18 protein-coding genes are annotated in these 21,448 nt (G+C 59.3%); 5 read left to right on the top strand and 13 right to left on the bottom strand.

What is annotated here, in order from left to right:
* Nucleotides 1-34 precede the first annotated feature (34 nt).
* The 3 genes from BSU04_RS23070 to BSU04_RS23080 form a co-directional block, all read right to left on the bottom strand.
* Nucleotides 35-847, bottom strand: a complete 813-nt coding sequence (locus tag BSU04_RS23070; RefSeq protein ID WP_089162750.1) for a GDSL-type esterase/lipase family protein — start codon at nt 845-847, stop codon at nt 35-37.
* A complete protein-coding gene (locus BSU04_RS23075) occupies nt 847-2,121 on the bottom strand; it encodes a glycoside hydrolase family 1 protein (protein ID WP_218827336.1) in 1,275 nt (424 codons plus the stop codon). The genes BSU04_RS23070 and BSU04_RS23075 overlap by 1 nt, the downstream gene beginning before the upstream one ends.
* A 215-nt stretch (nt 2,122-2,336) precedes the next feature.
* Nucleotides 2,337-3,791 carry a carbohydrate porin gene (locus tag BSU04_RS23080; protein ID WP_089162751.1) on the bottom strand — a complete coding sequence of 485 codons (1,455 nt, stop codon included), beginning with the start codon at nt 3,789-3,791 and terminating at the stop codon, nt 2,337-2,339.
* A gap of 398 nt (nt 3,792-4,189) precedes the next feature.
* Here BSU04_RS23080 and BSU04_RS23085 point away from each other — a divergent pair, with 398 nt between their 5' ends.
* Complete coding sequence (locus tag BSU04_RS23085; protein WP_089162752.1) at nt 4,190-4,888, top strand: TetR/AcrR family transcriptional regulator; 699 nt, start codon at nt 4,190-4,192, stop codon at nt 4,886-4,888.
* Nucleotides 4,889-4,935: 47 nt separating this feature from the next.
* Here BSU04_RS23085 and BSU04_RS23090 read toward each other — a convergent pair whose 3' ends face one another.
* The 3 genes from BSU04_RS23090 to BSU04_RS23100 form a co-directional block, all read right to left on the bottom strand.
* On the bottom strand, nt 4,936-7,491 hold the full coding sequence (locus BSU04_RS23090; RefSeq protein ID WP_089162753.1) for a beta-mannosidase: 2,556 nt from the start codon (nt 7,489-7,491) through the stop codon (nt 4,936-4,938).
* A 115-nt stretch (nt 7,492-7,606) separates the two neighbouring features.
* Nucleotides 7,607-8,242, bottom strand: coding sequence for a TetR/AcrR family transcriptional regulator (locus BSU04_RS23095; protein ID WP_179258409.1), 636 nt, complete (start codon nt 8,240-8,242; stop codon nt 7,607-7,609).
* Between the two features lie 174 nt (nt 8,243-8,416).
* The gene (locus BSU04_RS23100; RefSeq protein WP_089162755.1) at nt 8,417-8,767 is read right to left on the bottom strand and encodes a winged helix-turn-helix transcriptional regulator; all 351 of its coding nucleotides are present in this window, start codon (nt 8,765-8,767) and stop codon (nt 8,417-8,419) included.
* A gap of 93 nt (nt 8,768-8,860) precedes the next feature.
* Here BSU04_RS23100 and BSU04_RS23105 point away from each other — a divergent pair, with 93 nt between their 5' ends.
* The 3 genes from BSU04_RS23105 (at nt 8,861) to BSU04_RS23115 (ending at nt 12,383) form a co-directional block, all read left to right on the top strand.
* Nucleotides 8,861-9,610 carry an SDR family NAD(P)-dependent oxidoreductase gene (locus tag BSU04_RS23105; protein ID WP_089162756.1) on the top strand — a complete coding sequence of 250 codons (750 nt, stop codon included), beginning with the start codon at nt 8,861-8,863 and terminating at the stop codon, nt 9,608-9,610.
* Between the two features lie 200 nt (nt 9,611-9,810).
* Nucleotides 9,811-11,181: a leucine-rich repeat-containing protein kinase family protein gene (locus BSU04_RS23110; protein WP_089162757.1), complete on the top strand. Its 1,371-nt coding sequence runs from the start codon at nt 9,811-9,813 to the stop codon at nt 11,179-11,181.
* A gap of 56 nt (nt 11,182-11,237) precedes the next feature.
* Nucleotides 11,238-12,383, top strand: a complete 1,146-nt coding sequence (locus BSU04_RS23115) for an alpha-hydroxy acid oxidase (protein WP_089162758.1) — start codon at nt 11,238-11,240, stop codon at nt 12,381-12,383.
* Nucleotides 12,384-12,395: 12 nt separating this feature from the next.
* Here BSU04_RS23115 and BSU04_RS23120 read toward each other — a convergent pair whose 3' ends face one another.
* From BSU04_RS23120 to BSU04_RS23140, 5 genes are all read right to left on the bottom strand, one after another.
* The gene (locus BSU04_RS23120; RefSeq protein ID WP_089162759.1) at nt 12,396-13,874 is read right to left on the bottom strand and encodes a M81 family metallopeptidase; all 1,479 of its coding nucleotides are present in this window, start codon (nt 13,872-13,874) and stop codon (nt 12,396-12,398) included.
* A gap of 85 nt (nt 13,875-13,959) precedes the next feature.
* Nucleotides 13,960-14,733: an ABC transporter substrate-binding protein gene (locus BSU04_RS23125; protein WP_089162760.1), complete on the bottom strand. Its 774-nt coding sequence runs from the start codon at nt 14,731-14,733 to the stop codon at nt 13,960-13,962.
* A 112-nt stretch (nt 14,734-14,845) separates the two neighbouring features.
* Nucleotides 14,846-15,949, bottom strand: coding sequence for a DUF2817 domain-containing protein (locus BSU04_RS23130; protein ID WP_089162761.1), 1,104 nt, complete (start codon nt 15,947-15,949; stop codon nt 14,846-14,848).
* A gap of 50 nt (nt 15,950-15,999) precedes the next feature.
* Complete coding sequence (locus BSU04_RS23135; RefSeq protein ID WP_089162762.1) at nt 16,000-17,112, bottom strand: 2Fe-2S iron-sulfur cluster-binding protein; 1,113 nt, start codon at nt 17,110-17,112, stop codon at nt 16,000-16,002.
* A 2-nt stretch (nt 17,113-17,114) separates the two neighbouring features.
* Nucleotides 17,115-18,167: an aromatic ring-hydroxylating dioxygenase subunit alpha gene (locus BSU04_RS23140; RefSeq protein ID WP_089162763.1), complete on the bottom strand. Its 1,053-nt coding sequence runs from the start codon at nt 18,165-18,167 to the stop codon at nt 17,115-17,117.
* A gap of 157 nt (nt 18,168-18,324) precedes the next feature.
* On the opposite strand from BSU04_RS23140, the gene BSU04_RS23145 reads away from it, so the two are divergent.
* On the top strand, nt 18,325-19,290 hold the full coding sequence (locus tag BSU04_RS23145) for a LysR substrate-binding domain-containing protein (protein ID WP_089162764.1): 966 nt from the start codon (nt 18,325-18,327) through the stop codon (nt 19,288-19,290).
* 40 nt (nt 19,291-19,330) lie between these two features.
* Here the strand turns inward: BSU04_RS23145 and BSU04_RS23150 are convergent, their stop codons facing one another.
* Nucleotides 19,331-19,558, bottom strand: coding sequence for a hypothetical protein (locus BSU04_RS23150; RefSeq protein ID WP_144021325.1), 228 nt, complete (start codon nt 19,556-19,558; stop codon nt 19,331-19,333).
* A gap of 143 nt (nt 19,559-19,701) precedes the next feature.
* On the bottom strand, nt 19,702-21,387 hold the full coding sequence (locus BSU04_RS23155) for an NRAMP family divalent metal transporter (RefSeq protein ID WP_089162766.1): 1,686 nt from the start codon (nt 21,385-21,387) through the stop codon (nt 19,702-19,704).
* Nucleotides 21,388-21,448: the final 61 nt, after the last annotated feature.

The following is a 21,448-nucleotide window of genomic DNA, read 5'->3' on the forward strand; positions in this document are numbered from 1 at the left end:
AGGGGTATCTACCCATGAGCATGCGCCCTCGACCTCACTGGGTAGCCGCGGTCAAGGCGGCGAGTGCGATAGGACGCATCACGTCGTATCCCGCCGCCGTGGGATGCACCCCGTCGCGCGTCAATTCGGCGCGCAAGCTGCCGTCCGGCGCCGCGAGAGCCGAATGATAGTCCGCGAAAACAAGTCCGCGCTCGACGGCCAAGGCCCTAAGCCATGCATTGATCTCTGTAATGCGGGCACGCGGATCGATCCCCGGACGCCAGGCAAAACTGCCTGCCGGGGTGACGCTGCCGAGAATCACTTGCACATCGAAGGCGCGCGCCAGCGTGACCATCGCGATGATGTTGTTCTGGTAGTCCGCGAACGTCGTAGGTCCGGTATTACCGGCGAGATCGTTTCCTCCGCATAGCAGGTGGACCACGGCGGGCTTCAGTTGAATGACATCGGCCATGAAACGCAGCAGGATCTGCGGGCTGGTTTGTCCACTAATGCCACGGTTGATCACGCCGCCGCTGACGAGGCCATAGCGGAACATTCCCGGGTCGCCCGCGAGCCAGAATTCAGTCAGCGAATCGCCGATGAACACCGCCTTCGGCGACACGCCTTGAAGCGTGCGGTTTGCGTCCCGGTACTGACCGAGATTGGGCCAGTCGCGCGCTCGCAGCGCTTCTGCACGGGCTTCACGTGCGGCCAGCACCGCCGGGTCGTGAGCCCGGGCGAGCAGGTCGGCATCGAAGGGACCGGGCGCCAGATAGGCATGCACGAACCGTATCTCGTCCTCAGTCGGTCCACTCCCTTGCGAGTCGAGTTGATCGACCATGCCAACACCAGGTACTGAATCGCTCATCAGAGTTCTCCCCGGCGCGCGATGGCGCCTAAGTGAAACGCGCTCGGCTTGGGCCTGCGCTCGAAAGTTTCAAAATCGACCTCGACGAGGCCGAAACGCTGATCGTAGCCCGACGTCCATTCGAAGTTGTCCAGCAAGGACCAATGAATGTAGCTGCGCACGTCGATACCTTCGTCCAGGCACTGGCGTACTTCCGCGAGAGCAGCATCGATATAGGCCACGCGACGCGTATCGTCGTTGGTCGCAATGCCGCTTTCGGTGACGTAGACGGGTCGCCCGGTGCGGCTTGCAGCCAAGCGGATCGTGGCTCCCAGCGCTTGCGGATAGAACTCGTAACCGGCCGCCGTCATCTCCGTACCGGGCGCGAGCTCGGCCTGTCCGTGTGCATCCACGCGTACGCGCGTGTAGGTCTGAACGCCGATGAAGTCGGTCAGCGCCGCTTCGTCAAGCCAGGGACCATAGAGGCTGTCGGTAATGTACCCGGCCAGATTTGCATCGCCAACGCCTTGCACTTCCTGCATCGTCAGATTGAGGCCAACCGGGAAATTACCCGGCCCTGCCTTGATGGCCTGCGCCGCCTTGCGGTGGGCATCGATCAACACGGCTTCGGTCTTCTCGACGTCTGCGAAAAGGAGCGATGAAAACTGCGTCGAGCCGCAACGCTGTGCACAAGCGAGCAGCATTGCATCGATAGCCGGCTTGGATTCGGGCGTCGCCAGTAGAACCTTGATCAGACGCTGGATGTTGGCCTCGTTGAAGGTCGTGGCGGCAGCCAGGTTTTCGCCCAGACGCCGGGTTGCCGTTTCCGCGAAACGTGCGAACAGATCCGCGCCGTCCTGGACCTCGAAACCGCCGCGCGCCGCAAACCAGCGCGGCACGGTGAAATGGCTATAGGTGAGCATCGGGGCTAGTCCACGCTCAAGGCATCGGTCTAGCAAGCGCGCGTATCGATCCAGTTCAGCCATCGAAAATTGACCGGGTTCCGGTTCTATGCGCGCCCACTCGATTCCGACTCTGTAGCAGTTGAAACCCAGGTCGGCGGCGATGGCGATGTCATCGCCAAAGCGATGATAACTGTCGCACGCGTCACGTGACGGCTCGCGGAATACGGTGGGGCTCACGTGCTCGGCGAGCCACACATCTGAGCTGACGTTATTGCCTTCGCTCTGATGCCCCGATATTGCCACGCCCCACAAAAAGCCCTTGGGTACTGCGCATGGCGCTTTGTACGCTTTGTCCGCTTTGTCTGCTTTGTCTGCTTTGTCACTAATCAAAATCACTTCCTCCGTTTGTTACGGTTTCATTGCGCCCCCGGGATAGAGAGGGCGCAGCAGTTCGCCGGATACCGTCACTGTGTTTTCAGCATCCGTTCGATCTCGCCTGAACAAAGCCTTGTGCAAAAGCCGATGTATTGCGGCAACGAGTCTCCGATGAACCGGGCCACAATGCGCCGGTCCCCCGGCGGTCATGTCCGAAAATGGCCCGTCGATCAGAACACCACAGTTGCACCCGTGGTCAGCAAAAGAGCCGCCTTATGCGAAGGGAACAGCACGGGTTGCGTTGTGTACGCGAGGCTATTGGTCCAGTAGATGCCCCGAGCCACGTGGAACGCATAGGACAGCGAGAACGTATTGCTGCCTGTAATGGCGGTCGCGGTCGTCACCAAATTTATGTACTGCTGAGTTTTAGGGCTAATCCATTGATGGGTGTAGCCGATGCTGATCATGTCGTAGGGACGCGAGTCAAACGGGCCGAGGCTATAAAGCGTAGCTGCAACGTCCCGGCTAAACGGATTCTTGCTTGCGTCCGCGAAGTCCACTTTGACATCCGCGTAAATACCGCGATAGGTGTAAAACTGATCGGGCTGGGTGAACTGCCGGGTAATAGCGACATAGAACCCCTTGTTACCGTACGTCGGCTTGCCGACACCGTAGTCAAAATAGTCGCTCGTGTTGTACAAGGCGCCTCCTCTCAGCCAGAAGGCGCGCTGGTTCACAGCGGACAAAATCCGATAACCCACTTCGTCCATATAAAGAGCCCTTGCACCGGGAACGCTAAAGTCCAGACCCGATGAATTCGCCTGGGAATCAGCCTGAAAACCTTGTGGACTCATGCTTCGCGTGACGGCGAAATGGTTATAGAACCGCATGTCCGGCGTGTACAGACGAATATCGAAAGTGGGTGCCGGCTTGACTGACGGAACGCCTAGTTCGTAAAACATACTACTGGCGGGACCTAGCGCGGACGATGCGACCGTCGTCCCCAACGTAAAGCCGTAAAAGCTGTTCGACGGTGTTTGATATCCGTACTCGATGCGTACCTGATGGTTAAAGAATTCCTGTTCGATCGCCAGTGCGCTCACGTAGGCGCCACGTGTACCCGAGCCAAGATAGCTGCTCTCGTTCCATTCGCCCGACATGATGAACTGCGAATCCTTGCTGAAGCCAACCCGCGAAAGATCGTAGGTAAGGACGGCCAGTGCCGCCTGGCTGTAGGTGGGGCGCTGCCCCGTATAGGCTTGCGGAACACTGCTGTCGGGATGCAGCAGGTCATACGTCACCCCCGCCGACATGCCGCCCTGAAGCATCCAGCCGTTTTCATACAGCTTCTCGCGCAGACCACCCATGCTCGGCGAAATGCTGTCACACGTACTCGAGAGCGGCGTCTCCAGACCGCGTGCGCGATCCTGGTCGTAGGCAAGGCAGTTCGTGGTCTTCGCTGCTTGAGCGATGCTGTCGTCGGCTTTTGCGAGCGTCGCCGAAAGAGCCAGTGCGAGTCCAAGACCCGCCACGTGCAGCAGTTTTCTCCCGCTGTCCCTTGCTCCGATTTCCCGGCGGACGTCCGCGTGCGCCTTGAACCACGGCGCCCTTTTCTTCCATTGCTCCACGACATTGATACGCGCATCGGCAGACTTCGCCGACCTCCGCGCGGGGGTCATTCTCATGTTGCTCGTCTCCTGATGTTTTTCTGGTTACTTGCCTGAAGCAAGTGCGTCACAGTAATTCGATAATAACAAACAGGCAAGACTGTTTGTGAATGTACGAGGGTATTTCCCGATCGGGAGATGGAAATGAAGAGAGCCGACTGACGCTTTCCACCGCCATATGAAGGTCTGGGATGGAAGCCGTAAAGCCGCATAAAATAAGGCTTTTCGAGGCGATTCAGGTCAATGCGCGGTATGCCAGTGCGCACCGGCGCGCAAGCCGGTTTCTCTTGCGATAAAAAACCAATAGACTTGTTTGTTTGTTTTCGTCTATTGTCGTGGTGGCCCACCTTGGCAAGCACGAGCAGATAAAAACGACAATGAAGTCAGCTAAACAGAGAGACGTAACCCAATCCGCCATGAGACAACAACCGAGAGAAAAGCCGCTCCGGACGTTACCGGTCCGAAGCGCGCCCGAACCCGCTGGAGAACCCGCGCGGCGTCCGCAAGCCCAGCGAAGCGCAGAGACACAGGCCAAGCTGATTGCAGCGGCCATTTCCTGCCTGCACCGGTTCGGCTATAGCGCGACGTCGGTGACCATGGTGGCGGACGAAGCCGGGGTAAGCCGCGGCGCAATGACCCATCAATATCCGACCCGAACCGACCTGATGCTGGCCGTCGTTGAAGCGGTGTTCGAACAGGACGTCCAGCACTACGAGCGCACGGTCGCCGAGAAAACACCGATGCAATGGATACGCGAGCTGCCGGCGACCATGTGGGAAGTGATGAGCCAGCCGTCGGGCACCGCCGTCATCGAGATCATGCTGGCCTCACGCTCGGATCCTGAACTGGCCGACAAGCTGCGTTCAATGCAGAACGCTATCGACCGCCTATCGCATCCGTGGATCATTGAGCGCCTGGAAGCCGCGGGTTTGCGCGATCGTCCGAACGGCGAGGCGATTCACCGCCTGTTTGTCGCGGCTATACGCGGACTTTCGCTCGAAGCGCTCTTCAGGCGCGATCGGGCCGACGCCGAAAACTCAGTCGCAGTGCTCAGCGAGTTGCTCCGCCTGCTCTACCCTGATATGGACACGGAACTCGCGCAACAGAGCAATTGAGTTCGATCGGGGCGAGGAGGCCCCGTCGTACGCGCGCCTCACTGCTCTCAGCGATGAAATGAACCCCGTGTGATATCGGCCGGTTCCAGCGTTGCGCCGGGCAGCGCCACACGTATCGTACGTGTCTCGCCGGCTTGCAAGTCGAAGTAGTTATCGCTGAACACAGTGGTCGGCTGCCGAGCCGAAAGATGCACGAAGTGATGATAGCCAACACCCGTCAACGTCACGGCGAGCGAGTGGTCATCGGCTATCTGCACTTGCATCTCCGGTTCGTCTGGAGAGAAAGGCAAGTCCTTGACCGGCGCGAAAAACAGGCGGTTATCGGCAAATCGGTTTGAACGAACGACAAGCACCCTGGCCGGGTCCGCTGCCATGCGCGCGGCCTCGCCACGCCAGACCACGCGGCTTTCCGTACCCGGCACGCTTGCCGTGACAACTTCCTCCCACAGTGTATTGCCGTCGAAATTCTTCATGGTCAAGGTCGCCGCGAATTCGACCCTCTCGCGGGTGTCGTTGGTCATCCATAATTCGATCACGCCGTCGTCCAGCGTCTTGAACGACCCGAGTACCGGCGCGTAAGCGCGGGCGACGTAGAACCAACTCGCCTTCCGCACGCGGTCGAAATCAATCAGGCTCCAGCTAATTCCCGGCCAGCAATCGTTGTATTGCCAGATCAGCGTGCCCGAACAATGTGGCTTGCGGCGGCGATAATGCTCAATGCCAAACTTCAATCCTTCGGCCTGTACCAACTGGGTGAAGACAACATATTGGCCGAGGGTGTCCGGCAAACCGGTCACCGGAATCAGCATCGCGTTCACCTTATCTCGCGGGTGGTCCTTGATGCGATTGAGAAAACCATCGCTGCCAAGCGACATCTGGTCAGGCGCGAGCCAACGCGCCAGCGTGCTCTCAGCCGGTGACGCCTGGATGCCGAATTCACTGACGAAACGCGCTTTGTCTTCCGCGTAACGGGTATAGGCCACCGCTTCCGGGCCGTGGCTGAAATCGCCCACCGGCAGTTCGTCGGGAACCGGCGGCAGGCCATGCCAGACCGTCCAGTTGTGGACATCGCCTGCGCGCATGCTGTTGTGACTGGGACCGCCGTAAGGGCTGCCCGGCCAATAGGGCGTAGACGGATCGAGTGTCTTCAGTGCTTGCGGAATCGTTCGTTGGAAAAACAGGTCACCAGGATAAGGCGCGTTCGACCCGCTCATCCGGGCGATGAACTGATGAACTGCCTGTCCCTCGTTGTTGCCGCACCATAACGCCAGCGAGGGATGATTCCGGAGCCGGGTAATCTGGTGATCGACCTCACGCTGCACGCTTTCGACAAAAGCAGGTTCGTGCTCGGGATACGGCGCGCACGCGAACATGAAGTCTTGCCAGACGAGCAGGCCCAGGCGGTCGCAGGCGTCGTAGAACGCATCGGCTTCGTACAGGCCACCGCCCCACACGCGGATCATGTTGATGTTCGCGGCGAGCGCGTCTGCGAGCAAGGCTTGATGGTCAGAAGCGGTCGTCGCGCCGACAAGGGAACTCGCCGGTATCCAGTTCACGCCGCGCGCAAAGATCGGCACGCCGTTCAGAATGAAGCGGAAAAAGTCACAGCCGGGTTCATCCGGATCGGCCGACGTATCGAGTTCGATACAGCGAATGCCGACCTTCAGCGTGCGCTGGTCGAGACGTTGCTCCCCCTGTGCAAGTTCGACGCGCAACGTGTACAGCGAAGGCAAACCGAGCTCGGGCGTCCACCATAAGCTCGGTGTATCGATGATCGGCTGCCACGTCGCGGATCGGCTCGTCCCATCAAAGGTCAGGGTCGTGCCGCCGGCAAACACACCGTCCGGATCAATCAACTGAAGCATCGCGAGCAGAGGCTCGCGAGAATCGCTATCCGTGGCGAAGGCGTCGATGGTTATCGCGACATCGATCCTGGCTGCGGGGTCGATTGCAATCGTGCTAAAGCGGACATCATGGATGACCGCGATTCGCTGACGCTCCAGACGGACGGGGCGCCAGATTCCCACGCTGGGCAGTTGCGGACCCCAGTCCCAGCCCCAGCCAAACTGCGCTTTTCGATGGTAATTGCGTTTCGATTCTTTGATCGGATCCGCAATGATCTCCCAGGTTTCCATCGACTTGTCGGCCACTGGCAGCGCAGGTGGTGTGAAACGGATCAGCAGCAGATTGGGTTGATCGTCATGCAGCAGCGGGCCGGCGTCGAAACTGAACGCCGTGAACATGTTGTCCGTCTTGCCCAGAAGACTTCCGTTCAGCCAGATCGACGCATAGGTGTCCAGGCCTTCGAACGTCAATATCACACGTTCTCCAGGTCCCGGCTTCATGGCGAAAAATTGTGTGCGCCACCACCACTCACGGTCTTTCACCCAGGCGCAAAGGAACTCGTTTTGCTCGGCAAAAGGATGCGGGATCCGGCCTGCAACGTGCAACGCTAGATAGGTGTCGCCGGGTGCAGGAGCGGGTATCCAGCCATCGCCGCCTGCCGACAGTTCTGCCGCCTCAGCCTCGCGAGGCGCGTAATCCTTGATCTCCCAGTCGCCGAGCAAAATGTGCCCGACCGGGTCGGTGGTCGTCTCTGCCACTGTTTGTACTCCTCGTCCGTTCCTGGGCCATTTGATAGCAGCCCTCGTTTATAAGTCACTATACCGTGACTTATAAACGAGGGCAAACGACACAATGAATTGGCGACCCTCGGTTTTATTTGCGCAGACCGTTGTCGCCGGCACCTTGAGCGACCGCTCGTATGCCGGCTAGCGCAATCGTGGAATAGAGATCGGCGACTTCGTCGAGCGATTTGACACCCGTCTGCATGACGTCGACAGCGCCGGACATGGCAGCGAGCAGCATGCGGGTCACGATCTCCGCGAGCGTCATGTCGAGGCCGGTTTCCGTGGCGATCATCGCGGCCCAGTCGGCAACCGCGGCGTTCAGGATGGTGCTCGCGTAGTGTTCCAGCGGCCCCTCGCCGTAAAGCAAGCGGCGCAACAGCGGGCCGCGCTCGGCGATGGTCGCCAGCCATAAGCGAGTATTGACTCGCAAGCGCTCTTCGAAGCTCGTGATCACAGGCAACTCTTCATGGACACGTTGCCTCATGACCTTGAACTCACGTTCGACGAGTGCACCTATGAGATCGTCGCGGTTCGTGAAGTATCGATAGCCTAGCCGCTTGTCAACGCTGGAGCGCGCCGCCACGGATTCCATGGTCACCGCCGACACCCCGCTCTCGACAATGATTTCCGCCGCCATGTCGAGAAAGCGTTCGCGCCGCTTGGCGCCGCTCAAGCGGCTGCGAGGCACCGGGTCAGGATCGGGCGAGGCGGAGTTGGTTTTCACATCGGTTGCCATTGTTGAGTTCTAGTTAGCAGGACATTGTTGAGGCGCTATCTGCAGTGAGTTGCACGCATTGTGCGGCCGGTCCGGTTTGTCGGACCAAGCAAAAGTGCAAGTATCAACGGCGCTAAGCCACACGCTTGATTGCATGCTATTCATTAGCATACCGAACATACTCTATTGAGTCTTTGTCTTGTCCAGTAGCAAACCGTCTATCCGTTCCCTGTTTTCATCGCCCCAGGCACAGAGCGGCATGAGCGCTTTCGCCAGCGTCTTGCCGAACTCCGTCATTTCATAATCGACCCTGGGCGGCACTTCCCGATAGTCACGTCGCACGATGATGCCATCCTCGGCCAACTCGCGAACCTGCTGGATCAAGACCTTTTCACTGATGCCGGCGACAAGACGCTTCAATTCGCCGAACCGACGCGGCCCACTGTTCAGATGAAACAACACGATCGGCTTCCACTTCCCGCCGACAACCGAGAGAGCTATCTCCAGCCCGCAACTAAACGCCCGGTTTTCCATAAAATGACCTCCACACATACCTTTAGGTAGGTACTAGCCTAACAGAATGTACTCGCCCATAATAAATCTTCACACTCGATCGGGAGATTTCAGATGGGTAAGCTCAGTGGAAAAGTGGCAGTGGTAACGGGTGCAAACAGCGGAATTGGCCTCGCGACGGCAAAGCGCTTTGCGCGGGAAGGCGCGCGGGTTTTCATGAGCGGCCGGCGCCAGAAGGAACTCGATGCGGCCGTCGCCGAGGTTGGAGAAAATGCCCGCGGCATTCAAGGCGACGTGTCCGTCCTTGCCGACCTGGACCGCCTGTTTGCCATCGTCAAAGAGGAAGCAGGAACGATCGACGTCCTGTTCGCCAACGCCGGCGGTGGAGAATTTGCAGCGCTCGGCGAGATTACGGAGGAGCACTTCGATAGAACTTTCGCGACCAACGTAAAGGGCACGCTTTTCACGGTGCAGAAGGCCCTCCCACTGCTCAAGGACGGCGCGTCGGTCATTCTCACTGGATCGACTACCGAGGTGACCGGCGCGCCGTCATTCAGTGTCTATAGTGCTAGCAAGGCAGCGATCCGCAACTTCGCGCGAAGCTGGATCCTCGATCTCGCGCCGCGCAAGATCCGCGTCAATGTGCTTGTGCCAGGCGCAACTTCCACACCCGGATGGCATGGCCTCGCCACCTCGGAAGAAGCGAGCGAGGAGATGATCAAGTTCGTGCAGAGCACGACACCGCTTGGCCGCCTTGGCGATCCCTCGGAGACCGCGAGTGCGGCACTGTTCCTGGCTTCCGACGACAGCAGCTTTGTCACCGGCAGCGAATTGTTCGTCGACGGCGGGTCAGCGCAGATCTAGGGAACATGCAGGCCGCGAGTGGTCTACGAGACAGGTGGGCCACGGTTCGAATGTGCTCGAGCCGTGAGCGAAAAACTGTTGTCTGCTGCGCAAGCATCGGGGCGTTTGCGCGGTCGGACTTGCGCGTTGCCAATACTCAGTAAAATAGGTCCCGCACGGGCAATATCAACCTGCTGCCCATCCTGGATATTCCCGCCACTGTGACAAGCACACTCGAACAACTTCGCACCGGACAGCTAGCCGGTACCCAACGACTGACGCTAGCCTGCGGCCTGACCGAATTTCCGCGCGAGATATTCGGTCTGTCCGACACGCTGGAAATCCTCGACCTGTCCGGCAATGCGCTTTCGTCGCTGCCCGATGATTTGCCGCGCCTGACGAATCTGCGCACCATCTTCTGCTCGAACAACCAGTTTGCAGAGCTTCCGGAAGTGCTCGGTCAGTGCATGAAATTGAGCATGGTCGGATTCAAGGCAAACCGCATACGAAAAGTATCGGGTGCTTCATTACCGCCCAATCTTCGCTGGCTGATCCTGACCGACAACGAAGTTGAGGCGCTTCCACCCGAGATCGGAAACTGCACTCGGCTACAAAAGCTGATGTTGGCGGGCAATCAGTTGCGCACGCTGCCGGTGGAGTTGGCCGCATGCTCTCACCTTGAGTTGATCCGCCTGGCAGCTAATCGGCTTACCGAACTGCCGCTTTGGGTCGCGTCCTTGCCCCGGCTTTCGTGGCTGGCGTACGCGGGAAATCCATTCAACGACCGACTTGAAGCACGCGCAATGACGGATACGCCCGTTGCCGATATCCCCTGGGAGGCTCTGGATCTGCAGCATCGGCTAGGTGAAGGCGCATCGGGCGTGATTCATCGTGCGGAACTTCGGGTGGAATATCCGGCGGATAGCGACGCAACCCAGCCCGTTGCAGTCAAGCTATTTAAGGGCGCTGTGACCAGTGATGGCCTGCCGCACTGCGAAATGGCCGCTTGCATTGCTGCGGGACCACATCCGAACCTGATCCCGGTACTCGGCAAGATAAAGGGCCATCCCACCGGGGCCCATGGACTCGTGATGGAGTTGATTGACCCGCAGCTAAGGAACCTTGCGGGGCCGCCCAGTCTGGAGTCTTGCACGCGCGATATCTATGACCTCGGTACCCGCTTCGACCTGACGTCAGCGCTAAGCGTTGCACACGGGATCGCATCGGCAGCATGGCATTTGCATCAGCAGGGCATCATGCATGGCGACCTGTACGCCCACAATATCCTGCATGGCGGACAGGGTCAGGCGCTAATGGGAGATTTTGGCGCGGCATCGTTCTATGCAACCGGCGATCAAGCGCTGGCCAACGCACTCCAGCGCCTGGAAGTAAGAGCGTTTGGCTGCCTGCTCGAAGAATTGCTTGATCGATGCGATGCGCAGGGGTCCGCGCAAAGAAGCTTGGCGGTGCTCGCAAGCCTGAAAAATGACTGTCTGGACGAGCAGGCCGGCGACCGGCCCCTGTTTGGCGAAATCGTGATTACCCTGGCCGCGCTGAGGGATTCTCGTCGGGACGAGGCAACTTCAGCTTAAATTCGGGTGCTTTAAACCGTATACTCATCCTCCCGTTCCCGTAGCGAGAGAGAAACGTGCCAGTCATTACCTGCATCGAGGATTTGCGCGTGCTCGCGCAGCGGCGCGTGCCGCGCATGTTCTACGATTACGCCGACAGCGGCTCGTGGACCGAGAGTACCTACCGGGCCAATGAAAGCGACTTCCAGCGTATCAAGCTGCGCCAGCGCGTAGCGGTCAACATGGCGGGTCGCAGCACTCGCACGGAAATGGTGGGGCAGGAGGCCGCCATGCCGGTGGCGCTGGCACCCACGGGATTGACCGGCATGCAACACGCGGACGGCGAGATCCTCGCCGCACGCGCAGCAGAGAAGTTCGGTGTGCCGTTCACCTTGTCCACCATGAGCATCTGCTCGATCGAGGACGTCGCGGCACACACCAGCAAACCATTCTGGTTCCAGCTCTACATGATGCGCGACCGCGACTTCATCGTGCGGCTGATCGAGCGCGCCCGGGCTGCGAAGTGCAGCGCCCTGATGCTCACGCTCGACTTGCAGATTCTCGGTCAGCGCCACAAGGACATCAAGAACGGGCTCTCGGCGCCGCCCAAACTGACGCTCCCGAACCTCATGAACCTGGCGACCAAACCACGCTGGTGCCTCGGCATGCTCGGCACCAAGCGGCGCAGTTTCGGCAACATCGTCGGGCATGCAAAGGGCGTGGGGGATCTCTCGTCCCTGAGCTCATGGACCGCCGAGCAATTCGATCCGGCCTTAAGCTGGGCAGATGTCGAATGGGTCAAGAAGCTGTGGGGAGGCAAGCTCATCCTGAAGGGCATCATGGATCTGGAAGACGCGCGCCTTGCCGCCGACAGCGGCGCCGATGCAATGATCGTCTCCAACCACGGCGGCCGCCAACTCGACGGCGCGCCATCGTCCATCTCCGCGCTACCCGAGATTGCGAGCGCGGTGGGAGATCGAATCGAAGTGTGGATGGATGGCGGCATCCGCAGCGGACAGGACGTGTTGAAAGCGGTGGCGCTCGGTGCGAAAGGCACGCTGATTGGCCGCAGCTTCCTGTACGGGCTGGGCGCAATGGGTGAGGCAGGGGTCGAGCGATGCCTGCAGGTCATCCACAAGGAACTCGACACCACCATGGCCTTTTGCGGGCATACCGACATCCGGCGCGTGAACGATCAGATCCTGCTACCCGGGACCTTTTGAACGCCCGCGCCGTTACCAGTTCGTGCCGGTGTCCAGCGGATAAACCGGCCGCTGGACGTTCTTGAATTCGAACAGGCTGAAGTCGGAACTGGTCACGCCACGGCTGTCGCATTCAACCAGGCCGTGCGCGATCGGCACAAATACCGGACGGCAATACATACGCGACTTGAGGATGAGAAACGTCGCACGGCGCGGGTCGATGCCAACACTTTCAAACACGCCAAGGTCCCAGGGCTCGTGCGTGCGCTCCGTCAACACGATCTGCGCTATGCCCACATCAAGCACCGCAGCGCGGCCCATGTGGGCGCGCTGTCCCGTGTAGGTCGGTCCGCTGATTACGTATTCCCCGTCGGTCAACGCACGCACAACGCCCGTGAGCGTGACCGGTAGACGCGGTTTCGCGGCTCGCCCGCTGAGCTTGTTGCCAATGCCAAGCGTGACAGTCTCGCCCACTCCCGCCGCGAACAATGCAGCGACGGCTTCGGGATCGCATACCAACCCCATCACGATCCCCGTCAAGCCCTGGTGGATGGCTTCCTCATAGACCTCCATCGTGTCGCACGTGCCGCCTGACATGCAGTTGTCGCCATGATCGAGCAACAACACGGGCTTATCAGCGCCACGTGCGAGCGCGGCGCCCTCGGCAACGGAATCAGCGAGCGGCGGACTTCGATAGAAAAATCCCTCCCGGTCTTCCCAGATTTGCCGCGCAATGCGCTCAGCTACTTGCGCGGCAGCCTCGCGATCACCGTCGCCGACCACCACCACGCTGATGCAAGGCGCCGGGATATCGGCAAGTGAAAATCCCGCCAGCACGGAGACGGCGAGCATGCCGTCGCGCTCGGCTGCCTGGGCCGCTTCCACCGCGCGTTTCATTGCCCCCGCAGCGCTCGCACTGCGCAGCGTATGCGTGAGCAGCGGCGGCTGCGACCACGCAATCACCGGCCGCGCGCGGCCATCGAGGAGATCGAACAGAAGCCGCGCCGCGTGAGCGCCGCATTCGAACATATCGACGTGCGGATAAGTCTTGAAGCTGACCATGACATCCGCGTTGTCGATCATCTTCTGCGTGACGTTCGCGTGCAGATCGAGAGCGACCGCTATGGGTGCATGCGGCAATGCGGCACGCAGCCGCTCGAGCAGGTCACCCTCGCCGTCGTTGGAATTTTCTGCAACCATTGCGCCGTGCAAATCGAGCATGACGGCGTCACAACCATGCGCGGCATCCACAATTGCGTTGCAGATGATGTCGTACGCAATGGCCGCGACCGGACCGCTCGGATTCGCCGACGCCGAAACCGGCGTGACAAGTTGCGCGCCCGCTCGTTCGGCTGCGTCGATAAACGCGGACATGGCGGTTTGCATGCCCTTGTTCTCGTTGTACGCGTCCTCGCCGAACGTGGGACCGTGACGACCGAACGCCGCCAGGGGTGTAGCCACCGGCGAGAACGTATTGGTCTCGTGATTCATGCGTGCGACAAGAATTTTCATGCGGCTTCCACTCGATGAGTTCAGACCACGCGAACGCTCTCTCTCACACTGCGAGCGAGTTCGCCTCTCGCCCGATCATACATTTTCAACTCCCCGAAATATCGAAATCAAAGTAGCGGCGCTCGATTTTTTGATACGTGCCGTCCTTCCTCATCGAGTCGATCGCGTGGTCGAGTTTCGTCTGCAACACGGTATCGTCCTTGCGCACGCCAATACCTGCTCCCTTGCCCAAGGTCTTCGCGTCGCTCACCGGATCTCCAACGAATGCAAAACCCTTGCCTCGCGGCGTCTTGAGAAACCCCTGGCTGCCGGCGATCATGTCGGTCAGCGTGACATCGATACGGCCGGCCAGCAGGTCCGTGAACACCTGCTCCTGGTTCGCGTACGACACGACCTCGATCCCGGCTGGCGCCCAGTTCGCTTTCGCGTAGGCCTCTTGCGTCGAGCCCTGTGCGACCCCGACTTTCTTGCCCTTCAACGAATCCACCGTCGGCTTGATATTCGCCCCTTCTTTTCCAATCAGCCGGCTAGGCGTATTGAACAGCGGCACGGAAAACGCGACCTGTTCCTCGCGCTTCGGGGTGATCGACATCGCAGACAGGATGGCATCGAACTTGCGACCCTGCAGCGCTGGAATGATGCCGTCGAACCCCGTTTCGACCCAGACGCATTTGACATCGAGCCGCTTGCAGATTTCGTTTCCCAGGTCGATCTCGAAGCCCACGAGTTGCCCCGATGGCGCCTTCGATTCAAACGGCGCATAGGTCGGATCAACGCCAAAGCGCAGTTCGCTTGCGTCTTTCGCTTGCACGCAGAACGCGGCGAGTAACAACGCCATACCAGCAAGTGCCTTTTTCATGATGCTCCAGTTCGACGGAATAGCCGCATCGTTGAATGCGTTGCCGGCTAAGGTTGATAAAACCGCTGCTAAAGCGGGTTGTGCGTTTTTGGCGTTGCTCGAGGCTCAGTCGCTAGGCTGCCTGCAAAGCCCGCAGCCCACGCTCAAAAATCTGCCGCGTGCGTAGCTGGGTGAGTTCACGCCAGTCCTGATCCGCAGGGTAGAAATGTTCCGCCAACGCAGCCTTGATCCGGCGTCCCGTTTCGTCTTCAGGATCGCCATACAAATGCAGCCAGTGATCGTCTCTTAGCGCGCGATGTCCCCTGATGCCGTCGTAGGTCCCGCATTCAATAACCAGCTGCATCAGGTCCATGCCGGGCAGTGCATCCAGCAGCGCCTGTGACGTGTAGCCGGTCGCGGTCGCCGCGATTCCTGAATCGGTCGTGGCGGCAGGTCCGGTGATCACTGTGTAGAGCCAGGGGCCGAAAACCGACTGTGACTTGGCGAGTGCGGGGTAGCTCTCCTGCGCCACCGCCATCAACATCGCATGACCGAACGCCCCTGCTCCCGTATGCAGGTCGAAGCACATTGCTGTATGCGCGCCTTCCATAAAACGCTTTGCGATGGCCCGCAATGTACGGTTGCTCCAGGTCGCATGCTGGCCGCCGAAGAAAATGCCGTCGGCATGAGCGTACTGCCCCGCCTCGACAATGCTCATGACCGTAGCTAGACCCAGTCTTTTAATCTCCTCTGCCATCCGTTCGTCGGCACGGCGGCGAGCGGGACCGTCAAGATCGCAGCACAAATAGATACTGTGAAAAGCCTCATAGCGCGCGTTGTCCGGCAGCGCCTCATTAAACGCAACGTAGTTCCGGTTGAGGTCGACGTTGTCCTCATTCACTCGACGTAACCAGGCCGTTCCCCAAGGATTGATCAAGTGCACCATGACCACGCAGACGTCGGCTGGCAACGCGCGTTTTTGCATTGAATAAAGGAATGCGATCTGCGATTCCGAGCCGTAATACCCTTCGATGCCATGCGTACCAGAAACGACGATGAACCGCTTGGGCGCAAGCGGATCGCCGATCACCGCTACGTCGGTGGCGAGCATTTCACGGCGGGGGCCGCGCATTGGATGCTCGAACTCCGCAAGCTCGGCGCCGACAGCCCGCGCAGCTTCGATAAAACGATCTCGCTGGGCGGTGAACCCTGGGGCTTCAATAAAATACCGGTTCATGTTCTCTTTCCAAAAATTTAGAATCGCTGGCGGCAGACTAGTTTGCTTTGCTAATCAATTTGTATGGTGACTGCAGTTGACGGCCTTGCGCAGCACAGCAAAATTTCTCCGTCGCGCGGCTCATCAAGCGGTTGCTCGAAGTATTCGACGGTACCGTCGATCAACCGGCTGGCACAGCTCCCGCACAATCCAGCGCGGCAACTGAACGGTGGTTTAAAGCCCTCAGCTTCGGCAAAATCCAGCATTGAATGACATGACGGGTCCCATGCAGAGGTTTTGCCGGAGGGCATGAAACAAACCGTGGGCATGCCCGCTTCATATGCTTCAGATGTAGCCGAAGGCTCGGGCGAAGACGGCATGTCGACCTCGTCCAGCTCAAGCGCCGAGGCGGGCCCGAAGAACTCATGCCGGATACGGGCTTCGTCGACACCGAGGCTTCGCAGCAACCGGAAGTTCGACTGCATGAAGCGCGTTGGGCCGCACAGGTAAACGTCGTAGTCGTCGAGCGGCAGCAGGCGCTGCAGAGTCTCGCGCGTGATCAGGCCGTGACTATTGAAGCGCTGCTCTGCAACGTCCGATGGCTCCGGCGTGCGATAACAGATATGCGTCAGAACACCCTCCCGGCTCGCCTGCAAGCTTGCCACTTCGTCCCGGAAAGCATGCACGCTTCCGTTTTCGCATGCGTGGATAAAATAGACTCGGCGTTGCGATGTCGCACACAAACGATGCAACATGCTGAGCATCGGCGTCACGCCAACACCACCGCTTAACAGCACGACGGGACGATCGCCAAGCTCATCGAGTACGAACCCACCGGCTGGACCGGCCACATCAAGCGTAGCGCCCGCCTCGATAACCCCGTGTAAATGGCTCGATACCACCCCGTCAGGCAGTTCGCCCCGATCCGGTGGCGCCAGTTGATGCTTGACCGAAATACGCCATCGAGTGCGCTCGGCAGGATCGCCGGACAGGCTGTAATGCCGCAGCAAGCGCTGCCCGTCCGACCCGGTGAGACGCACCTGAACAAATTGTCCCGGTAGGAAAGCCGGCAGCAACGCACCATCCGTCGCTTCAATCACGAACGATTTGATGACGCTGCTTTCCCGCTGCAGCTCCGCTACGCGCATCCGCTTGAACGCTCGCGGTTCTGTTGCCTCTTGCATCGCTAGCGCACGCGCTCGAGCGCGGCAGGCTCCTGAGCCTGCGTCTGCGCGTCGATCAGCCTTTGCAAACTGCGTCGAAAGCGCAACGGCCCGGCGTCGAGCGGCAGATCGAGATTCGGCGTCCGCCTGTTCGCCATGCCCGCGTGGACGGCCGTCAGGATCACGCGGTCTTCTTCAAATGCATGACGAACGTCCTCGTTGAACTGACGCGACACGTTTTCATCGCGTTGATCGAAGTTGCGCATCTGGAACCAGAAATAGCGCGTGTTCGATTCATCGATCGGCGTCATGAAGTTGTATGAGTTCATCAGGAAGACGTGCTCGTGCAGCGGGCCTTCGTCGGTACCGGTGCCGGCCGGCGTGAACACCGCCTTGATGATCGCATGCGATGGAAACCGCACTTCGTAATGCTGCTTGCGATCGCAGCGTCCCGAGAATTTCACGAAGCGCGCGTAGAAGGGCGCCACATCCACGTCTCGCATCCAGCGCGACACGACTACCCCGTCATCGGTCACCGTCGTTTTCAACGGCTCGGATTCGCACGCCGCGTTGCCGAACGAGGACGGGTGAACCCACGCGACATGAGATGGATCAAGCAGGTTGTCTGTCACATACAGATAGTTGCACGCGAGCGTCATTGCATCGCCCTGGTTCATGCCCCAGGCAGGGTCGCCCCATTCTTCGACTGCGAAAATAGTGTCCGCATTCGCCTGCTGCGCCGAGCCCATCCAGATCCAGACCAGGCCGTAACGCTCTTCAACGGGGTAGCTTCGAACTCGCGCGGCCGGTGGAATTCTCGCCATGCCCGGTGCTCGCACGCAGCTTCCCGAGCAATCGAACGTAAGGCCGTGGTAACCGCATTCAATCTGGCCGTCCTGCAGGCGTCCCATCGACAAAGGCAGCTTCCGGTGCGGACAAGCGTCTTCCAGCGCGACCACCGCGCCGCCAGGCTTGCGATACAAAACCACTGGCTCGCCAAGCAGGGTCATCGGATGCAAGCCGTCGCCAATCTCGCTGCTCCATGCCGCCACATACCACGCGTTTCTTAAGAACATTGCCCTCTCCGTTCCATTCGGATGACAGCCGTTTCGGCTGTTCGATCCGGCCAATCCCTCGGAACCCAGCTTAGGAACTCAAAATTGAAAAGAACAGAGGGCTAAAGCTTTGGCATCGTTTAGAATTTCTAAAACGACTTGGGCTCCCCCGCCAACCATGGACACACTTCCGCCGCTGCGAGCGTTGCAGGTATTCGACACCCTGGGCCGTTGCGGGGGAGTAGTCGAGACAGCGCGTCGGCTGGGCGTCTCGCCGGGCGCGGTCAGCCAGCAGATCAAGATCCTGGAAGATTCATTGGGCATGCGGCTGCTAGCGAGAGAAGGCAAGCGGCTTCGCCTGACTGCAGCCGGCGAGCGATATCACGAGACCTGCGCAGCGGCGTTCGAAAGCCTGCGCGTGGCGGGTGCGGAGATAGAGCGAGTCAGGAACAGGCGTAGCCTCAGCGTGAGTGCGCTGCCCTCGCTACTGTCAAAGTGGCTCGCGCCGCGCATCTACGAGTGGCAAAGCGAACATCCGGAACTGGATGTATATCTGGACGGCACGCATTCGGAGCCATCGCCCGATGGCCCCGAGATCGACTTTCGCATTACCTACGGCGAGCGCATCAATCATGCAGGCACTACGGTGGAGTTGTTTCGTGACAGTGTCGTACCGGTATGCAGCCCTCGGTTGCTCAACACCGGGCGAGCGCTCGGCAAGCTGGACGACATTCTTGCTTACCCGTTGCTGTCGATAGACTGGTTTCCCAAGTTTTCCTCGCCGCCGTCCTGGCGCGAATGGTTTGCGGCTAAAGGCATTGAATGCCCGGAGGACATGCGCGGCAATCGCCTGGTGTTTTCGTTGTCGGGCCTCGCGATACAGGCCGCCATTGAAGGTCATGGCTTCGTGCTGGCGCAGACATCGATGATCGTAGATGACCTGACCGCGGGCCGTCTCGTGTTGCCGTTTCCGGTCGGCGTTGCACTGCCCTCGCCCTATTTCCTGACTTGGCAGGCGAGCAGCTTCGACCAGCCGCACTGCCGCGTTTTCCATCGCTGGATTCTCACGCGAAGCCGCGAACAACAAGCGATCAACGACCGGTTGCTCAGTCCAGGGGAGTCGCGTGCACAAGAAGATTTTTAGTCGCTCGTGTGCTTGCTGGTGACTGCACGATGCAAGCGACCTACATGCTGCCCATGAATTTGCCGAGGCAATATTTTCCATATACCCGGCAATAGCCGGTGACGACCCAGTGTTTTTCAACCCTGACACGCGATTGCGCCGACACGTGAATCAAGTTGGGAGCGAATGAGCGCGTAGTGGGATTGAGAATGGCGAATAGCAGAAGAACAAGCAGCCCTATGAATCGGCGAGTCAGGCTGATTGTGCGGCGAAGCTGATTTTGGTCCATCGCCAATCCTTCGTCGGCTATTGCGTTGATTGCGCGCTTCAACCAGCTTGATGAACTTGCGATGAAACACGTCAGCCCACCATGACCCAAGAGAATGGGCACGACTCCGTCGTAACGCACGCAGCCACACCCGCACATTGCTGTCAGTGCACCCAGATCATCTGCACGACCTTTACCACCACAAGCCCAACCGCCACGATCAGGTAAGCGCGAAGCACACCCATCCAGATCCGCTTTGTCAGCGTGAGGTTCGGCGGCGGCAGTTCATCAAGCGCCGGCATGCGCCACGTATCCCGCGTATCCCGCGTATTCCGCGTTTCCTGCGTTTCCTTCAGATAGCGCTGCCCGGTGCGTCCCTGCGCGCCGTCCGATGCTTCGTGGCCACGTTTGCGAAAGACCACCATGGCGAGATATCCGAGCACGGCCAATGCAGTTCCACCACCCAGCACTTCAAGAATGGTCTCGCCGGTGATATCGGGGTACACAACGGATGCCGTCAGGATAATCGACAACATCACCAGAACCCAAATAACAGCGCCCGTGAAAACATTGAGCTTCTTCGAGTTGGCCCACGGTCCCAGCACCGCTTTGTCGTTGCACAATAACAGCAGGAAAACCGTTGCGCTAGGCAACAAAACGCCCGCGAGTGTTTGCACGGCTTCCGTCAACAGTCCCAGCGGACTGCCGGGAATAAGCACGAGTGCTGCGGCCGCAGCTACGATACCGAAATAAACCAGATAAAAACCTTTTGCGTCCGACACGCCACGGTGCAGCGAGTGACGAATCTTGAATACGTCTCCAATGGCATAGGCTGTTGACAGCGACACCGCAGCAGCACCAATGATGCATGCGTCAAGCAAGGCCACGGCGAACAGCGTGGCGCTCGTGCGTCCCGCGTATTTGCTCAAGCCCGCGATCACCCCGCCTGCGTCGGTGAAGTTACCGAACTCGGGCTTGCCGGCGTAAAGCGCCGCGCAAAAGGACATCATTGCCACACCGCCGATCATCACAAAGACAATACCGATCCACAGGTCGGCCTTCTCATACTTCATGAAGCGCGGCGTAATACGCTTATCGATTACATAGCTTTGCTGGAAAAACAATTGCCACGGTGCAACGGTGGTGCCAACAATACCGATCACGAGCAACATCACGTCGCTCAGCTTCGACTGTGCCGGCCAGGTCGGCACGAAGAAGTTGCTTGCCATCTGCGACACGGGCGGGTGGATCGACACGAGCACGGGAACGAGCAGCAAACTCAACAGACAAAGAACAATCGCAAACCGCTCGAAACGTCTGAAGCTTCCCGTACTCACGGCCGCCATAGTCAGCGCTGCGGCAATGCACACACCCAGTATTTTGGAAATGCCGAAGAAATCAAGGACAAACGTGATGCCGATAAACTCGGTCACGATTGTGAGCGCGTTTAGAATAAACAGGTCGATGACGCTAAAGGCACCCCAGAATTTTCCAAAGCGTTCAAAGATCAGACGGGCATGACCGACTCCGGTAACGGCTCCCAGACGCAGCACCATTTCCTGGTTGACGAATAGAACAGGAACCAGCAGCAGCAACGTCCAGAGCAACGTTGTTCCGTAGTTCTGACCTGCTTGCGTATAGGTGCCGAAAGCACCGGCGTCGTTGTCGCCCACCATCACGATCAGGCCGGGTCCGAGAACGGCCAGGAGCGTGCGGATGCGCGCCCACCAATTGGTGCGTGCACCTGTGTCATGTTGGGCGATCGTGCCGAGTGCGCCCTTGATGTCGCCAACGTGCGCATCATCGAGCACAGCGCTGCGTGGTGGTAGAACTTGGGATGGAGTGGACATTATTATTTTTCCGGAAAGCATGCGTGGCCGATAGGGATGTGCCGTGCTTATCCCGTGTACG

Source organism: Caballeronia sordidicola (assembly GCF_002220365.1).
GTDB classification, from domain to species: Bacteria; Pseudomonadota; Gammaproteobacteria; order Burkholderiales; family Burkholderiaceae; genus Caballeronia; species Caballeronia sordidicola_C.